Origin of the sequence: Nocardia kruczakiae NBRC 101016 (assembly GCF_001612965.1) — a bacterium.
In the GTDB taxonomy this organism is placed as follows: domain Bacteria; phylum Actinomycetota; class Actinomycetes; order Mycobacteriales; family Mycobacteriaceae; genus Nocardia; species Nocardia kruczakiae.
In genome coordinates this window covers 34,406-51,393 of the sequence record NZ_BDBL01000029.1, presented here as the reverse complement: position 1 = coordinate 51,393, position 16,988 = coordinate 34,406, and the positions used below count along the sequence as shown (strand labels likewise).

Genomic DNA, 16,988 nt, shown 5'->3' with positions numbered 1-16,988 from the left:
GGCGTGGTGCCCGAAGATCCCGTCGACGATCTGGATGCCGCGGTGGCGCTGCGGCGCCCGGTGCGCCGGGTGGTGTCGCTGGTCCCGTCGCTGACCGAGGCCATCGCGGTGAGCCGCCCGGAGTTGCTGCTCGCCGCCACCGACTGGTGCACCCATCCGCCGGAACTGGCGGTGGAACGGGTGCGGGGCACGAAGAACCCGAATCTGCGCCGGATCGCCGAACTGGCGCCGGATCTCGTGGTGTGCAATCAAGAGGAGAACCGCCGCCTCGATGTCGAGCGAATGCGTGAGGCGGGAATTCCGGTGTGGGTCACCAGGATTCGCACCGTCGACGAGGCCTTCACCTCGATGGCGCGGCTGTTCGGCATCGCCCTGGGCGGTGCGGTGCCGTCCTGGCTGTCCCGGGCCCGCGAGGTCTGGTCCGAGCCCGCGCCGACGCCGCCGATCGATGCGGTGATCCCGATCTGGCGCAAGCCGTGGATGGTGGTCGGCCGCGACACGTTCACCGCGGACCTCGCCGGTCGCCTCGGTCTGAACCTGGTCCACGCCACGGGCGCGGAGCGCTATCCCAGGGTGACGGAATCGGAACTGGTGCGGGGAGTTCGGCTGGCGGTGCTGCCGGACGAGCCGTACGTCTTCACCGCGACCGACGGTCCGGAGGCGTTTGCGGGCATCCCGGTCGCCCTGGTGAGCGGCCGCGACCTCACCTGGTACGGGCCGTCGCTGGTCGAGGCGCGCGAGCGGCTGACCGCTCAGCTGGCCCGCGTGGTCGGCAGCTGAGCCGGGACCTGTTCGAAGGTGTAGTCGTCCAGATCGAAATGGGTTGCGCGCCAGGCCGCTTCGACGGTACTCATCGGTTTCAGCGGCACATCGCCGTGCTTGTCGAAGTAGTAACTGTTCGACACAGCGCAGCTGTCCTGCCAGAAGACCTGTCCGCCGCGCCGTTCCAGCATCTCCCGGAAGTATCGCTCGTTGGCCGCCGCGGTGACCTCGATGCGGTGGGCGCGCTTGCCGCGCGCATGCCGGAGCAACCGCAGGATGTGGGAGGTCTGCATCTCGATCAGCGTGAAATACGACGAGCCGTTGTATCCGTAGGGTCCGATGATCGAGAAGAAGTTGGGAAAGCCCGGCACGCTGACGCCCTCGTAGGCCTGCAAGCGGTTCTCGTCCCACCATTTCTCGAGGTCACGGCCGCCGACCCCGGTCATGTCGAAGGTCGGCATATTGCCCGATTCCATGACCTTGAAGCCGGTCGCGAGGATCAGCACGTCAGCCGGATATTCGGTGCCGGCCGCCGTCCGCACGCCGGTGGGGGTGATCTCGGCGATCGGATCGGTTTCCAGCGTCACATTGTCGCGGTTGAAGGTCGGCAGGTAATCGTTGGAGAAACCCGGCCGCTTACATCCGAGCGCATACCACGGAGTGAGTTTGTCCCGGACCACCGGATCGTGCACCTGGCGCCGCAGATGGGCCAGTCCGGAGCGCTCGCCGAGTTTGGCCAGGGGCAGATTCGAATAGTAATGCGCAGACAGCGGGAAGGTCAGTTCGACGAACGCCTGGCTCGCGAGGCGCGAAATCGCCTGTCCGCCGGGCAGATACCGCAGCGCCCAGCGGGCGGGTGTGGGCAACGCGGTGTCCGGCCGCGGCAGGCACCAGATCGGCGTGCGCTGGAAGACCGTCAGCTCGGCGACATCCGGAGCGATCGAGGGAATGACCTGCACCGCGGACGCCCCGGTTCCGATGATCGCCACGCGCTTCCCGCGCAGGTCGCGGTCGTGGTCCCAGCGCGAGGTGTGCATGGTGAGACCCGAAAACGATTCCACGCCAGGAATATCCGGTAGCTTCGGCCGGGTCAGCACACCGGTCGCGCCGATGACGTAGCCTGCGGTCAGGGTGTCACCGTCGTCGGTGCGCAGGGTCCACACCGAGGCGTCGTCGTCGAATTCCGCGGCGGTGATCGTGGTGCTGAACCGGATGCGCGGGCGCAGCCCGTACTTGTCTACGCAGTGTTCGGCGTAGTCCTTCAGTTCGCGCCCGGGTGCGTAGATGCGCGACCACCGCGAACTCTGCTCGAACGAATACTGGTAGCTGAACGAGGGGATGTCCACGGCGATGCCGGGATAGGTGTTCCAATGCCAGGTGCCGCCCACGCCGTCGGCGTCGTCGACGATCAGGAAGTCCCGGAAACCGGCCTTCCGCAAGGCGATAGCCACCCCGATACCGGAAAATCCGGCGCCGACGATGATCACTTCGTGGTCGATGGCCATGACTGCTCCCGTGCCGTCCTCGGCCAGGGCACCTGACTGGCCGCACCTGCCACCAATTAACCGCGCGGTGGCGGGGATGTCAACGCCCGGCCTGCTCAGGCCGTGCCGTAGGCCCGCAGGAAAGCATCGGCGGCGGCGTCGGCGATCTCGTCCAGTTCGGCCGGTTCCACGGTGCGGGTGCCGAGCCGGGAACGAGCCTCGAGAGGCCCGGTCAGGAGCGCGAGGAAATGTTCGGCGGCGAGTTCGGGATCGCATCGGCGCAGCCCGCCCGAGAGCGCCAGCCGCGCGAAGCGGTCGGCGAGGGTCTGCGCCAGGCGCAGCGAGGTGCGTTCCTGCACGGTCAGCACCAGGTCGGGAAAGGTGCCCAGTTCGGCATAGGCCAGTGCGCGCAAGGCGTGCGACCGCGGCCCGGCGCAGATGTGCACGAGTTCGCGCGCGGTGGCGGTGAGCGCCGGCCCCGGGTCGCCGTCGACGGCCCGCAGTGTCTCCACCGCGGCGAGACATTGCGCGCCGACCTGGTCGGCGGCCGCCTCGACCGTGCTGCGGAACAGCGTCTCCTTGTCGCTGAGGTGGTTGTAGACGGTGGGTTTGGCGACCCCCGCCTCGTCCGCGATCTCCTGGACGCAGGCGCGGCCGTAACCGCGCCGGGCGAAAACGTCGAATGCGACGTCCAGGATCGCCTGGCGCTTGTCGATGCGTCCCCGCGCGACCGGTGCCTTCGTCACCTCCGCATCGTACGTCCAATCCGATGGACTTCCTGGTCAGCTCTTGTGCACTTGCGGATAAGTTCATTAGATTGAACTCGTCGGTTCAAAACAGGAGGAACGGATGATCATCCACACACTGCGCTTCGCCTTCCGTCCCGAGACGTCCGAGGCGGACAAGGAACGAGTTCTGGCAGCCATCCGCCGCACGGCTTCGGTCGAGTCGGTGTCGTTCTCGGCCGTCGGCCAGGCCTTGCTGAACGACCCCGACGACGGGTACACCCACGCCTACTACTTCGGTATCGAGGATCTGGCGGCGCTGGAGCGGTATATGCACGACCCGGTCCACCTGGCCGGTGATCCGGAGATCATTCCGCACTTCGCGAAGCTGCATATCGGCCCGGACGTCTCCGACGATCCGGACCCCGAGTTGAGCGCGAAGATCATGGCCGTCAACGACCGCAAACTGGCCATGTACCCGGAGTGGAAGGAGTTGATGGCGACGATTCCCGAACTGCGCTTCGGCTGAGACCGCCACCGCGCACGAGACCTCCCGGGAGACAGCGCAAGTGGCGTGCCGCCGTGTTCAGGCCAGCAGTTCCGCGTCGATGCCGTAGGTGCGCTGGGCGTTCGTGCGGAAGACCTGTTCGAGTTCCTCCGCGCTGCCGCCGCGGTCGGCCAGCACGTCGATCACCGCCTGCGCGCCGTTGGCGATACTCGTAATCGGTTTGTCCACAGGGTAATTGGAGCCCCAGATGAGACGCTGGGCGCCGAAGACGTCGAAGGCGTGGTGCAGCAGCGGCGCGGTGCGGTCCAGCAGTTCGGAGACCGTGGTCGGAATTCCCCTGGCCGGCACCGGGTGGCCGAGGATCGGCATGGCCAGCCCGCTGACCTTGGCCATCACGTTGGGGTGTGTCGCGAGGGTGGCGATATCGTCGCGCCACTGCACGAACAGTTCGCGGCGCCGGCCCGGTTGGGTGCCGGTGTTCTTGCCGACCGGGCCGAATATCCCGGCGGGCGTGCCGAGATGGTTGAGCACGATCGTCACCTCGGGATAGCGCCGGGCCAGGGCGGTGACCTGCGGGATCTGATGCGAATAGACCCACGCCTCGAACGACAGCCCGCGTTCGGCGAGGACCGCGAAGCCGTCGAGGAACGCCGACTCGGTCAGGGCGCCGTCGGCCCGGCAGAACGACCGCACCCCCGCGTCCGGGTGGTGGGCGACCATGGTGCGAATGCCGCGGAACAGCGGTGACGCGGACTGATGCTTGTCGACGAGTTCGGCGAATCCGGGCGTCGCGGGATCACCGCTGCCGATGATCGCGCCCAGGGCCGGGGTGTCCACCCCGAAGGGCAGGCTGGCCACCCAGCGTGTCTCGTCGGCCTTGGCGTCCGGCGCCCGCCCCGCCCATTCCACCTCGATGTGCACCAGCGCTTCCACCGGCACCGCGCCCAGATCCTCCCGGTAATCCGCGGGCAGATAGGGCCGCAGATACGCATCGGGAATCCCGACGAAATCGCGGTCCCGTTTGGGAGCCAGCCGTGCGGCCTTGTCGACCGGCACCGGCACGAATCGGAACAGCTTCGCCAGCATGCTGAAATCCCGCGGGGTGTTCAGCGGATCCCATTGATGGATATGTGCGTCCACAACGCTGATACCGGCGAGGTCCATGGCGCCCTTCCGTCGCGTTCGACTGTCCGCTCTCCGGCATTGTCACACGCCCGCGCACACCGGCGGGCCACATCCGAACCCTTGTCACACATTGCGGCGGTATTGCCCGCCGACGGTGAAGAAACAGTCGGTGATCTGCTGCAGAGTGCATACCCGCGCGGCATCCATCAGCACGTCGAAGACGTTGTCGTCGCCGCGTGCGGCGGCCTCGAGCCGGGCCAGGGCCGCCTGCGCCGGCTCGCGGTGCGCGGTCACGAATTCCTCGGTGCGCCGCAGCTGCGATTGTTTCTCGGCCTCGGTGCCGCGGGCCAGTTCCAGCACCTGATGGGTTTCGCCGTTCGGATTGCGGAACGTGTTCACTCCGATGATGGGCAGCGTGCCGTCGTGTTTGCGGTGTTCGTAGCGCATCGATTCGTCCTGGATGCGCCCGCGCTGATATCCGGTCTCCATCGCGCCCAGCACCCCGCCGCGTTCGCTGATCCGCTCGAATTCGGCGAGCACCGCCTCCTCCACCAGATCGGTCAGCTCGTCGATCACGAAACTGCCCTGCAACGGATTCTCGTTCATCGCCAGGCCCCATTCCTTGTTGATGATCAACTGGATGGCCAGGGCGCGCCGCACCGATTCCTCGGTGGGGGTCGTCACCGCCTCGTCGTAGGCATTGGTGTGCAGGCTGTTGCAGTTGTCGTAGATGGCGATCAACGCCTGCAGGGTGGTGCGGATGTCGTTGAAGTTCATTTCCTGGGCGTGCAGCGACCGCCCGGAGGTCTGAATGTGGTACTTCAACTTCTGCGAACGATCGTTGGCGCCGTATTTGTCGCGCATGGTGACCGCCCAGATCCGCCGGGCCACCCGCCCGATCACCGAATACTCCGGATCCATGCCGTTGGAGAAGAAGAACGACAGATTCGGCGCGAAATCGTCGATGGCCATGCCGCGCGCCAGATAGGCCTCGACATAGGTGAATCCGTTGGCCAGCGTGAACGCCAGCTGACTGATCGGATTCGCGCCGGCCTCGGCGATGTGATAGCCGGAAATCGACACCGAGTAGAAATTGCGCACGCCGTTGCGGACGAACCATTCCTGGATATCGGCCATCATGCGCAGGCTGAATTCGGTGGAGAAGATGCAGGTGTTCTGCCCCTGATCCTCCTTGAGGATATCGGCCTGCACGGTGCCCCGGACCGTGGCCAGGGTGCGGGCACGGATGCCGGCCGCTTCGTCGCCGCTCGGCTCGCGCCCGTTGTCCTCCCGAAAGCGCTGCAGCGCTTGATCTATCGCGGTATTGAGGAAGAAGGCCAGAATCGTCGGCGCCGGACCGTTGATGGTCATCGAGACCGAGGTGTTCGGCGCGCTGAGGTCGAAGCCGTCGTAGAGGGCCTTCATATCGTCGACGGTGGCGATGGAAACGCCCGAGGTGCCGACCTTTCCGTAGATATCGGGACGCGGGGCCGGATCGTGGCCGTAGAGCGTCACCGAGTCGAAGGCGGTCGACAGGCGTTTGGCCTCGGCGTGTTCGGAGAGCACCTTGAATCGCCGGTTGGTGCGGAACGGATCGCCCTCACCGGCGAACATGCGGGCCGGATCCTCGTTGTCGCGCTTGAACGCGAATACGCCGCCGGTGTACGGGAATCGGCCCGGCAGATTCTCCGATCGCAGGAAGCGCAGCAGCTCACCGTGGTCGGTGAACTGCGGCAACGCCACGCGCGGGATCGAGTTGTCCGACAATGTGGTTCGTCGCAGCGGGGTGCGAATTTCGCGGTCGCGGACGCGGACCACCTGCTCCTCACCCCGATACGACTCCACGGTGGCGGGCCAATCCCGCAGCAGCGCGGCGGATTCCGGGGTGAGCTCCTCGCTCGCCCGCGCGAGTAGTCCGGACACCGTTCGCCGCGTAGCGGAAATATCCTCCGGCGCAAGGGTGTTCGTGTCCGTCGAATCGTCGTCGGCGCCCGCCGGCAGTTCGGCCAGCACCTGTTCGAAGCGCTGTACCCGCTGCGCCGCCGTCACCTGCCGTCGAGTCTCGGCATGGTAATCGCGGACGGTCTCGGCGATCTCGGCCAGATATCGCACTCGTCCCGGCGGGATGATCTGCGCGAAGCGGGTGGAGGCCCGGGTGTCGACCCGCGGCAGCACCCCGGACTCCAGCGGCAGGCCGCGCGCACCGAGCAGCCCGGCCAGATGCTGGTAGAGCGCGGTCACCCCGTCGTCGTTGAATGTCGCCGCGCTGGTGCCGAATACCGGCATGTCCTCCGGCGCCGACCCGAACGCCTCCCGGTTGCGCACGAGCTGGCGCGAGACGTCGCGCAGGGCGTCCTCGGCGCCGCGGCGTTCGAACTTGTTGATGGCCACCACATCGGCGAAATCGAGCATGTCGATCTTCTCGAGCTGCGAGGCGGCGCCGAACTCCGGCGTCATCACATACATCGAGATGTCGACGTGGTCGATGATCGCGGCGTCACCCTGGCCGATGCCCGGCGTTTCGAGAATCACCAGATCGAATCCGGCCGCCTTGCAGGCCAGGATCATCGCGTCGATATTGGTCGGCAATTCGTGCGCGCCGCGGGTGGCCAGCGACCGGAAGTAGACGTGTTCGCTGTCGAGCGCGTTCATCCGGATGCGGTCACCCAGTAGTGCGCCGCCGCCGCGGCGCCGAGTCGGGTCCACGGCGAGGATCGCCACCCGCAGTTTGTCCTGCTGATCGGTGCGCAACCGCCGCACGAGTTCGTCTGTGAGCGAGGACTTTCCGGATCCGCCGGTGCCGGTGATGCCGAGCACCGGCACGGTCCGGCCGGCCGCCGCGGCCCGCAGTTCGTCCAGATGTGCGGCGGGCAGCGCATCGGCCTGCAGGCAGGTCATGGTGCGCGCCAACGCATATCGTTCACCGGCGAGCACCGCCTCGATCGCGGCCGGTTCGGTCGACAGATCCACGTCGCAGGCGCGGACGAGTTCGTTGATCATGCCGGGCAGGCCCAGGCGCTGGCCGTCCTCGGGCGAGAAGATGCGCACTCCCGCCGCCGCCAGCCGTTCGATCTCCTCCGCGACGATCACGCCGCCGCCACCGCCGAAGATCTCGACGTGCCCCGCGCCGGCCTCCCGCAGCGCGGACGCCAGATATTCGAAGTATTCGACGTGCCCGCCCTGATACGAACTGACGGCCACACCCTGCACGTCCTCGGTCAGCACCGCGTCGACCACCTCGTGCACCGCGCGGTTGTGGCCCAGGTGAATCACCTCGGCGCCCTGCGACTGCAGGATGCGCCGCATGATGTTGATCGCCGCGTCATGGCCGTCGAACAGGGCCGCGGAGGTGACGAAACGTACGGGATGGACCGGAACGTGCAGGTCGGCCATGTAATCCTCCACCAGAGGCCGGCGCGGGACCGCCGGGCGCCTACGCTTGGCGTCCCGATAGTAGGACGTCAAATCAACTGTACTGTGATGCGGACCACGGCGCCATCGGTGGCATAAATCACATGACTTCCAATACTTGGATGTCCAACTATAGGATGGCCGCGTACTGCCTCGGCTCCGCGTGGGAGGCATCGACCGCATCGAGAACAGGACTGGCATGGTTCGCGAACTGACTCATTTCATCGGCGGGCAGCAGGTGCCCGGGACCTCCGGTAACTTCGGCGACGTCTACGACCCCAGCACCGGGCAGGTGCAGGCGCGGGTGCCGCTGGCCAGTGTGTCCGAGGTCGAGGCGGCCATCGCGAATGCGGCCGAGGCGCAGCGCGCGTGGGCCGCGTTCAATCCGCAGAAGCGGGCCCGGGTGCTGATGAAGTTCGTCGCCCTGGTCCAGGACGAGATGGATTCGCTGGCCGCGCTGCTGTCGAGCGAACACGGCAAGACCATCCCGGACGCCAAGGGCGATATCCAGCGTGGGCTCGAGGTGATCGAATTCGCGATCGGCATCCCGCACCTGCTCAAGGGGGAGTACACCGAGAGCGCGGGTACCGGTATCGATGTGTATTCGATGCGGCAGCCGCTCGGTGTGGTCGCCGGCATCACCCCCTTCAACTTCCCGGCCATGATTCCGCTGTGGAAGGCCGGACCGGCGCTGGCCTGCGGTAACGCCTTCGTGCTCAAACCGTCCGAGCGCGATCCCTCGGTGCCGCTGCGGCTGGCCGAACTGTTCCTCGAGGCCGGGTTGCCGGCCGGTGTGTTCAACGTCGTCAACGGTGACAAGCAGGCGGTCGACACGCTGCTGAACGACGAGCGGATCAAGGCTGTCGGCTTCGTCGGCTCCACCCCGATCGCGCAGTACATCTACGAAACCGCGACCGCGAACGGCAAGCGCGCCCAGTGCTTCGGCGGCGCCAAGAACCACGCGATCGTCATGCCGGATGCCGATCTCGACGATGTCGCCGATCAGCTGATCGGCGCCGGCTACGGCTCGGCGGGGGAACGTTGCATGGCCATCTCGGTGGCGGTGCCGGTCGGGGAGGAGACCGCGGATCGGTTGCGCGCCAAGCTGGTCGAGCGCATCGGCAAGCTGAACGTCGGCCGCTCCGACGATCCGGGCGCGGACTTCGGGCCGCTGGTCGGCCGCGACGGTGTGGACCGGGTGAACAACTACGTCCGGATCGGTGTCGACGAGGGCGCCGAACTGGTGGTCGACGGCCGGGGACTGAAAGTCGCGGGTGCCGAGGACGGATTCTTCGTCGGCGCAACACTTTTCGACCGCGTCACCCCGCAGATGCGGATCTACAAGGAGGAGATCTTCGGTCCGGTGGTCGCGATCGTGCGCGCCGCCGACTACGAGGAGGCGCTGCGGCTGCCGAGCGAACACGAATTCGGCAACGGCGTCGCGATCTTCACCCGCGACGGTGACACCGCCCGCGATTTCGCCGCCCGCGTGCAGGTGGGCATGGTCGGCGTCAACGTCCCGATTCCGGTGCCGATCGCCTATCACACCTTCGGCGGCTGGAAGGCGTCCGGCTTCGGCGACCTGAACCAGCACGGTCCCGATTCGATCCGCTTCTACACCAAGACCAAGACGGTCACCCAGCGCTGGCCCCAGGGCCTGCGGACCGCGCCGGCCGCGGACGCGGGTGCCGATCACTTCGTCATCCCGACGATGGACTGACCCGATGTTCGTACTCGACGAGGACGAACAGGCGATCGTGGACACCGCTCGCGGTTTCGCCGACGAGTTGCTCGCTCCGAACGCCTTGGAATGGGACGAGCACAAGCACTTTCCGGTCGATGTGCTGCGCAAGGCCGGCTCGCTCGGCATGGGCGGCATCTACGTCGGTGAGGATGTCGGCGGTTCCGGATTGCGCCGCGTGGACGCGGTGCGGATCTTCGAACAGCTCGCCACCGGATGCCCGGCGATCGCGGCCTACATCTCCATCCACAACATGGCCGCGTGGATGATCGACAGCTACGGCACCGAGGCCCAGCGCAATCGGTGGCTCCCCGGGCTGACCTCGATGGATCTGCTGGGCAGTTACGCGCTCACCGAACCGGGAGTCGGCTCGGACGCGGCGGCCCTGAGCACCAGGGCCGTTCGCGACGGCGACGACTATCTGCTCACCGGGGTCAAGCAGTTCATCTCCGGCGCGGGCAGCACCGATGTGTACGTGCTGATGGCGCGGACCGACGATGCCGGTTCGCGTGGCATCTCGGCCTTCATCGTGCCCGCGGATACGCCCGGACTCTCCTTCGGCGCCAACGAGAAGAAGATGGGCTGGAACGCGCAGCCGACCCGGCAGGTCATCCTGGACGAGGCCCGGGTGCCGGCGGCGAATCTGCTCGGCGGCGAGGGCAACGGCTTCCGGATCGCGATGAACGGCCTCAACGGCGGCCGGCTCAACATCGCGGCCTGCTCCCTGGGTGGCGGCCAGACCGCGCTGGACCGGACCGTGGCGTATATGGCCCAGCGCACCGCGTTCGGGGCGCGGCTGCTCGACAATGCGGCACTGCAGTTCGACCTGGCGGATATGCGCACCTCGCTGGAGGCGGCGCGGACCCTGCTGTGGCGGGCCGCGGCCGCGCTGGACGCCGATGCCCCCGACAAGGTGGAGCTGTGCGCGATGGCCAAGCGCTTCGGCACCGACGCCGGATTCGAGGTGGCCAACAAGGCACTGCAATTGCACGGCGGCTACGGCTATCTGGCCGAGTACGGAATCGAGAAGATCGTGCGCGACCTGCGCGTGCACCAGATTCTCGAGGGAACCAACGAGATCATGCGGGTCGTGGTGGCCCGTTCGGTAGTCGGCGCGGCGTGAGCGGATACAGCGTAAGGAATCACATGACCGAAGCAGAAGTATTGTTCGACAAGCGTGACGGCGTCGGCCTGATCACGCTCAACCGGCCCAAGGCCATCAACGCGCTCAATCACCCGATGGCGCAGGCGATTCTGTCGACCCTGCGCGAGTGGGCCGACGACGCCGAGGTCCGCACGGTGGTGCTGACCGGCGCCGGCGAACGCGGGCTGTGCGCGGGCGGCGATATCGTCGCGATTCACACCGATGCGAAGAACGCTGTGGCGAACGGTGTTTCGCGCCACGACAGCGCCGATTCGCCGAGCGGCCGGTTCTGGCGCGACGAGTACATCCTCAACGCGCTGATCGGCAACTATCCGAAACCGTATGTCGCCGTGATGGACGGCATCGTGATGGGCGGCGGTGTGGGGCTGTCCGCGCACGGTAATCGCCGCATCGTGACCGAGCGGTCGATGGTCGGTATGCCCGAGACCGGTATCGGCTTCGTTCCCGATGTGGGCGGCACCTATCTGCTGGCGCGCACACCCGGTGAACTGGGCACCCATGTCGCTCTCACCACGGCCCGCATGGGCGCCGGTGATGCGATCGCGGCCGGATTCGCCGACCATTTCGTTCCCGCCGAACGCATTCCGGATCTGCTGGCGCAGCTGCGGCGCACCGATGCCGACGCCGCGATCGCCGCCGTCGCGCAGCCCGCACCGGTATCGGATCTCGCCGCGCAGCGGTCGTGGATCGACGCCTGTTACAGCGCCGACACGGTCGAGGAGATCGTCGCGCGGCTGCAGCGCCACGATGCCCCCGAGGCGGCCAAGGCCGCCGGCGATGTGCTGGCGAAATCGCCGGTGGCGCTGAAGGTTACGCTGCGGTCGCTGCGCAACGCCCGGCGGGCGGCGAACCTGGAACAGGCGCTCGACGAGGAGTACCGGGTCTCGGTGGCCGCGCTGACCACCCACGATCTGGTGGAGGGCATCCGTGCCCAGGTGGTCGACAAGGACCGCAATCCGCAGTGGTCGCCCGCCACCCTCGCCGAGGTATCGGATGCACTGGTGGACAGCTATTTCGCCGATCTGGGCGACCGGGAACTCGGACTGAGCGGAGCACAGGAGTGATGAGCGTGACGAAGGTGGCCTTCCTGGGCCTCGGGCATATGGGCGGCCCGATGGCGGCGAATCTGGTGCGTGCCGGATATCAGGTGCTGGCCTACGACCCCGTACCGGCCGCACAGGAGCAGGCCCGTGCCGACGGGGCCGAGGTCTTCGACACCGCCGCGGCGGCCGTGACCGAGGCCGAGATCGTCATCACCATGCTGCCCAACGGCCGCATCGTGCTCGACGTCTACGACGCGGTGCTGCCGTCCGCCAAGCCCGGCACCCTGTTCATCGACTGCTCCACCATCGATGTCGCCGACGCCAAGCGCGCGGCGGAAGTCGCTGTGGCAGCGGGACATCGGGCCCTGGACGCACCGGTGTCCGGTGGCGTCGGCGGTGCCACCGCCGGCACGTTGACCTTCATGGTCGGCGGTGCGGCCGAGGACTTCGCCACGGCGCAGCCGGTGCTGGACGTGATGGGCGGCAAGGTCGTGCACTGCGGCGGCGCGGGCGTCGGGCAGGCCGCGAAGATCTGCAACAACATGATGCTGGGCATCTCGATGATCGGTCTGTCCGAGGCGATCGTGCTGGGCGAGAAGCTGGGGCTGACCCACGACAAGTTCTACGACGTGGTCTCCACGGCGTCGGGCCAATGCTGGTCGCTGACCACCTATTGCCCGGTGCCCGGCCCGGTGCCGACCAGCCCCGCCAACAACGAATACCGGCCCGGATTCGCCACCGCGCTGATGAACAAGGACCTCGGCCTGGCCGCGAATGCCCTGCGCGACAACGATGTCGAGGGGCGGTTCGGTCTGCTGGCGGCCGAGATCTACGAGCAGTTCAACCGGTCGGCGGGCGACCTGGACTTCTCCGCTATCGTCACCGATATTCGTCGCCGTTCCGGCGCGGAGCCGGGCCAGGATTCCGGCGAGTAGCCGAGAAAGGGAAACAGTGACCGACTTCGAGACCATTCTGCTGGAGCGCACCGGACGAGTCGCGGTGATCACCCTGAATCGGCCCAAGGCACTCAACGCGTTGAATACGCAGGTGCTCGTCGATATCACCGCCGCCCTCGACGAGCTGGAGGCCGATGCGGGCATCGGCGCGGTGGTGCTGACCGGTTCGGAGAAGGCGTTCGCCGCCGGCGCCGATATCAAGGAGATGCAGTCCAAGTCCTATATGGACATGTTCCTGGCCGATTTCTTCCAGGGCTGGGACCGGGTCGGCGCGTTCCGCAAGCCGATCATCGCGGCGGTGGCCGGATACGCCCTGGGCGGCGGCTGTGAGCTGGCGATGATGTGCGACATCCTGATCGCCGCCGATACCGCGAAGTTCGGCCAGCCGGAGATCAAGCTCGGCGTGATCCCCGGTATGGGCGGCTCACAGCGCCTCACCCGTGCGGTCGGCAAGGCCAAGGCCATGGATCTGATTCTCACCGGCCGCAACATGGGCGCCGAGGAGGCCGAACGCGCCGGACTGGTGGCCCGCGTCGTTCCGGCGGCGGAACTGCTGTCCACCGCGCGTGAGGTCGCCGAGACCATCGCCGGCATGTCGCTGCCGTCGGTGATGATCGCCAAGGAAGCCGTGAACCGCTCGTACGAAACCACACTCACCGAGGGCCTGCGTTTCGAGCGCCGGGTGTTCCACTCGCTGTTCGCCACCGAGGATCAGACCGAGGGCATGACCGCCTTCGTGGAGAAGCGCGCCGCGAACTTCGAACACCGCTGAGCGCTCTCGGCCCATGCCGTGGTGCGCGGGTCCCCGCGCGGGCGGACCGACCAGCTGCGCCTGGCGTCACTTCCCGGGAACGGGTTCGGCGCTGCTGCCCGCGACCTCCACCGGACGGGCCGGGGTGCCGTCGTGCGCCGGCCGCGCCGAATCGTGTCCGGTGACCAGCAGGCCGGTCACCGTGGCGCCGAGGGCCGCGGTCACGGCCAGCGCGGCGACCACCTTGCGTCGCGATACCGCCGGTCGTGGCGTCGGCGTCGCCGGCCCGCACTGCGGCGGGGCGAATCGGATACCGCGCACCCGGCGCGCCGCCGGTTGTTCGGTGGCCATCAGCACCGCCCCGCGCGCGGAGACGAAATCCGGCTCCGGATCGTAGATCACCGGCAGGTCCAGCAGCTGCTCCAGCGACTCCCGGATCCCCGGACTGCGCGTGCAACCACCCAGCAGTGCCACGGCCCGCGGCACGACCCCGGTGTCGTCGATCAACTGCCGCACATACGACACCGAATGATGGATCCCGGCCGCGACCAGATCACGGAAATCGCTGCGGGTCACGACGATTCGCGTGCCGGAACGAGGATCGCCGACCGTCACCACCCGGGTGGCGCTGAGCTGCTCCTTGTATTCGCGCCCGGCGGCATTGTCGATCTCCACCCCGCCGTGCGCGAGATGCCAGCGCAGCAGGGCGTCGTGTCCGTCGCCGCCCAGCAGGGTGCTGCGCTTGGCGGCCAGGATGGCCTGGGTGCGGCAGTCGGCCTCGGTGAGAGTGAGCCCGGAACTGCCGAGGTCGTAGATCAGCACCGCACCCTCGTCGGGCAGTTGCCCGCTGAACCGCAGATACCGCAGCTGGGCCGGCGGTTCGTCGATGATGGTCAGCCGGCTGCGTCCGGCCGCGGCCCGGATGGCCTCGGCGTGCAGGGCGCAGCGGGAGGTGACGGCGATGCCGGTGACGAATTCGTCGCGGTCGGCCGCGGAGGCCCGCATCGCATCGATGGCCTGGAAGACCGGCTCCTCGACCCCCGCCCCCGCGCGGCGCGCGACCACACAGCGGTCGATCGGCGGCAGATGCGGCTGATCGGAGTGGGTGAGCATGGCGCGCGCGCCTCCAGCGCCCGCCGACACCCCCAGGACCAGCACCATGGCGTCCATGGTGAACCTTTCGGCCGCCGATGGGAAGGCAGCGGCCCGGGATGTCGCTGCCGGAATGCCGGCGAGTCGACCCTCAGGCCCACCGGGTCGGCGTATCGCCGCTGTCGAAGTCACCCGCCTCGCGCCGGAATTCCGCGAGCAGTTGCAGCAGCAGCTGGAGACGCTCCGGAGGCAGGCCCGGCTGGGCGAAGACCTTCTCGTTCAATTCCCGGGTGGCCGCGGCCGCCAGATCTCGGCCGGCGGCCGTGATCTCGATCAGGGTTGCCCGGCGGTCGCTGGGGTGCGGTACTCGTTTGACCAGTTGGGCCGCTTCGAGCCGATCGACGGTATTGGTGACACTCGTCGGGTGGACCTGCAGCCGGGCGCTGGCGGTCGCCATCGGCAGCGCCCCGGACTTGCTGAAGCCGAGCAGCGTCAGCAATTCGTAGCGGGAGAAGGTCAGCCCCGACGGGCGCAGCGCCTCGTCCACCCGGGCCATCACGATCTGCTGGGCACGCACCAGCGAGGTCACCGCGGCCATGCCGTCGGCGACATCGCCCCAGCCGTGCGAGGTCCACTGGCGGTGGGCCTCTTCGATGGGGTCCAGCGGAAGCGGGCGGGGTGCGGCCATACCGCCGAGTGTATTTGCCCGCCCGCTCCCACGCTGCGGTCCGGAGTCGCCGGATCGGTGATTCAGGACAGTCCCGAAAGGTCACCGAGGACAACGTGGTTGCGATCGGCGGTGCTTCCCAGCGTGTACTCGGGCATCAGTCCCAGATATTCGGCCCGGCTTCGGGTGCTCCACCGCCGCGCGTCCGGGGTGCGGGTTTTGTAGAAATTGACCATGTAACCGCCCTCGTAGAGGCGCAGCAGGGTGTAGCCGCCCGGATACTCCTTCACCGCGCCCACTTCCAGGAATTCCACCCGGAGCGGGATGTCTGGCCGGGTGCGGCGATTGCGGTGGGTATGGCCCGCATGGTGGAAGAACACCCCCGGCGTCGACTGATACAGCTGCTGCAGGGTCAGCGCGTCCGATCGATTCAGCACGAAATTCGGCCCGGCGAGATTGGTCAGCCCCGATTCCGCGGTGACCGGATGATGCCCGAAGACGACCGTCGGCCGATCGGGATCGCGACGCAGCGACTCGCGCAGGCGATCGAATTGCTCGGGACCGATACTGCCCCCGGAGCCGTCGAGTTCGGTGGTGTCGAGTCCGATCAGCCGCAGCCCGCCGAGTCGATGTTCGCTCGATTGTGCCGGGGGCAGGAAGGATTCGCCCCAGCAGTCGTAGTGGCCGGCCGTCACCGCCGGACAGCCGGCGTAGTCGGCGCCGGTATGGGGACGGTCGTGATTGCCGCGTGCGGCGAACCAGTCCCGCCCCTCGATTCCCCAGGCGTCCAGCCGATTTCGCACCGTCCGGGTCTGCTCGGGGGTGGCTTCCGCGGTCAGATCACCGGCCAGGATCAGATGGTCGGCGCCGCGATCAGGACGGCGCAGATCGTCGAGCAATGCCGCCAGCATCACCTCGGGGTACGGCGGCAGTCCCGGTTCCTGTCGCACGCCCGGCGGCAGCCCGGCGGCGATGATGCCGCTGGTCTCCTCACCGATGTGCACGTCGTTGCAGAGCGCGAGGGTGCGCAGCAGCCGGCCCGGGGGAGCGACGAGAGTGGTGAATTCACCGCTGCTTTCGGGTGCGCCGGGCAGATGAGTGACCAGCTCCGGGGCCGGTACCGCCCGCACCCCGTCCGACCACGCCTCGAATCGATATCGCCGGCCCGGCTCCAGGCCCTCGATCTGGGCGTAGTGATACGGCGTCCGATCGGCCCCGGCCAGGGGGACCGTCCGGGCGGGCCCGGCGGAATCCGCAGGGGCCAAGCGGATCTCGGTGCCGGCCTCGACCGGGACGGGGGCTCCCGACGCATCGGCGGCGAGTGTCGTCCAGGTGATGATCGCCGACGTGTCGGTGAGCGTGACCACCTCCAGATCCGTCGCGCGCAGTGAATTCGCCTGTGCCCGAGCTGAACTCGGGACTGCGAGCGGTACGGCGGCCGCGGCGGCCAGGCCCGCGAGCAGGCGGCGGCGATTCGGCCCGCAACAGGTCATCGTCGCTCCCTCGTGGGTGTCGATACCGATCCACGCCCGACCCTAACCGGACCGACGCCATACCG

Annotated in this window: 14 protein-coding genes; 7 read left to right on the top strand and 7 right to left on the bottom strand. The window is 67.8% G+C overall.

The window, feature by feature from the left end; translation table 11 throughout:
- Positions 1–6: 6 nt before the first annotated feature.
- Positions 7–780 (top strand): helical backbone metal receptor, encoded by a 774-nt coding sequence (locus NK1_RS21115; RefSeq protein ID WP_063011245.1) that lies wholly within the window; start codon positions 7–9, stop codon positions 778–780.
- Here the strand turns inward: NK1_RS21115 and NK1_RS21110 are convergent.
- Together NK1_RS21110 and NK1_RS21105 are read right to left on the bottom strand one after the other, a co-directional pair.
- Entirely contained in the window at positions 753–2,267 is a 1,515-nt protein-coding gene (locus tag NK1_RS21110) for a flavin-containing monooxygenase (protein WP_063011134.1), read from the bottom strand. The genes NK1_RS21115 and NK1_RS21110 overlap by 28 nt on opposite strands.
- A gap of 95 nt (positions 2,268–2,362) precedes the next feature.
- Positions 2,363–2,992, bottom strand: coding sequence for a TetR/AcrR family transcriptional regulator (locus tag NK1_RS21105; RefSeq protein ID WP_063011132.1), 630 nt, complete (start codon positions 2,990–2,992; stop codon positions 2,363–2,365).
- Positions 2,993–3,095: 103 nt separating this feature from the next.
- Here NK1_RS21105 and NK1_RS21100 point away from each other — a divergent pair, with 103 nt between their 5' ends.
- Positions 3,096–3,500, top strand: coding sequence for a Dabb family protein (locus NK1_RS21100; RefSeq protein WP_063011130.1), 405 nt, complete (start codon positions 3,096–3,098; stop codon positions 3,498–3,500).
- Between the two features lie 57 nt (positions 3,501–3,557).
- Here NK1_RS21100 and NK1_RS21095 read toward each other — a convergent pair whose 3' ends face one another.
- Together NK1_RS21095 and icmF are read right to left on the bottom strand one after the other, a co-directional pair.
- Complete coding sequence (locus tag NK1_RS21095) at positions 3,558–4,643, bottom strand: amidohydrolase family protein (protein WP_063011128.1); 1,086 nt, start codon at positions 4,641–4,643, stop codon at positions 3,558–3,560.
- 84 nt (positions 4,644–4,727) lie between these two features.
- A complete protein-coding gene (gene icmF / locus NK1_RS21090; RefSeq protein WP_063011243.1) occupies positions 4,728–7,997 on the bottom strand; it encodes a fused isobutyryl-CoA mutase/GTPase IcmF in 3,270 nt (1,089 codons plus the stop codon).
- 217 nt (positions 7,998–8,214) lie between these two features.
- On the opposite strand from icmF, the gene NK1_RS21085 reads away from it, so the two are divergent.
- The 5 genes from NK1_RS21085 to NK1_RS21065 are packed head-to-tail and all read left to right on the top strand — an operon-like array spanning position 8,215 to position 13,692.
- Positions 8,215–9,735, top strand: a complete 1,521-nt coding sequence (locus NK1_RS21085; protein ID WP_063011126.1) for a CoA-acylating methylmalonate-semialdehyde dehydrogenase — start codon at positions 8,215–8,217, stop codon at positions 9,733–9,735.
- Positions 9,736–9,739: 4 nt separating this feature from the next.
- On the top strand, positions 9,740–10,879 hold the full coding sequence (locus NK1_RS21080) for an acyl-CoA dehydrogenase family protein (protein WP_063011124.1): 1,140 nt from the start codon (positions 9,740–9,742) through the stop codon (positions 10,877–10,879).
- 23 nt (positions 10,880–10,902) lie between these two features.
- Positions 10,903–11,985, top strand: a complete 1,083-nt coding sequence (locus NK1_RS21075) for an enoyl-CoA hydratase/isomerase family protein (protein WP_063011122.1) — start codon at positions 10,903–10,905, stop codon at positions 11,983–11,985.
- Positions 11,985–12,899, top strand: coding sequence for a 3-hydroxyisobutyrate dehydrogenase (mmsB, locus tag NK1_RS21070; RefSeq protein WP_063011120.1), 915 nt, complete (start codon positions 11,985–11,987; stop codon positions 12,897–12,899). The genes NK1_RS21075 and mmsB overlap by 1 nt, the downstream gene beginning before the upstream one ends.
- A 16-nt stretch (positions 12,900–12,915) precedes the next feature.
- Entirely contained in the window at positions 12,916–13,692 is a 777-nt protein-coding gene (locus NK1_RS21065; protein ID WP_063011118.1) for an enoyl-CoA hydratase, read from the top strand.
- Between the two features lie 66 nt (positions 13,693–13,758).
- Here NK1_RS21065 and NK1_RS21060 read toward each other — a convergent pair whose 3' ends face one another.
- From NK1_RS21060 to NK1_RS21050, 3 genes are all read right to left on the bottom strand, one after another.
- Entirely contained in the window at positions 13,759–14,841 is a 1,083-nt protein-coding gene (locus tag NK1_RS21060; protein ID WP_245660717.1) for an Hsp70 family protein, read from the bottom strand.
- Positions 14,842–14,914: 73 nt separating this feature from the next.
- The gene (locus NK1_RS21055) at positions 14,915–15,451 is read right to left on the bottom strand and encodes a MarR family winged helix-turn-helix transcriptional regulator (RefSeq protein ID WP_063011116.1); all 537 of its coding nucleotides are present in this window, start codon (positions 15,449–15,451) and stop codon (positions 14,915–14,917) included.
- Between the two features lie 62 nt (positions 15,452–15,513).
- Entirely contained in the window at positions 15,514–16,923 is a 1,410-nt protein-coding gene (locus tag NK1_RS21050; RefSeq protein ID WP_063011114.1) for a metallophosphoesterase, read from the bottom strand.
- Positions 16,924–16,988 lie beyond the last annotated feature (65 nt).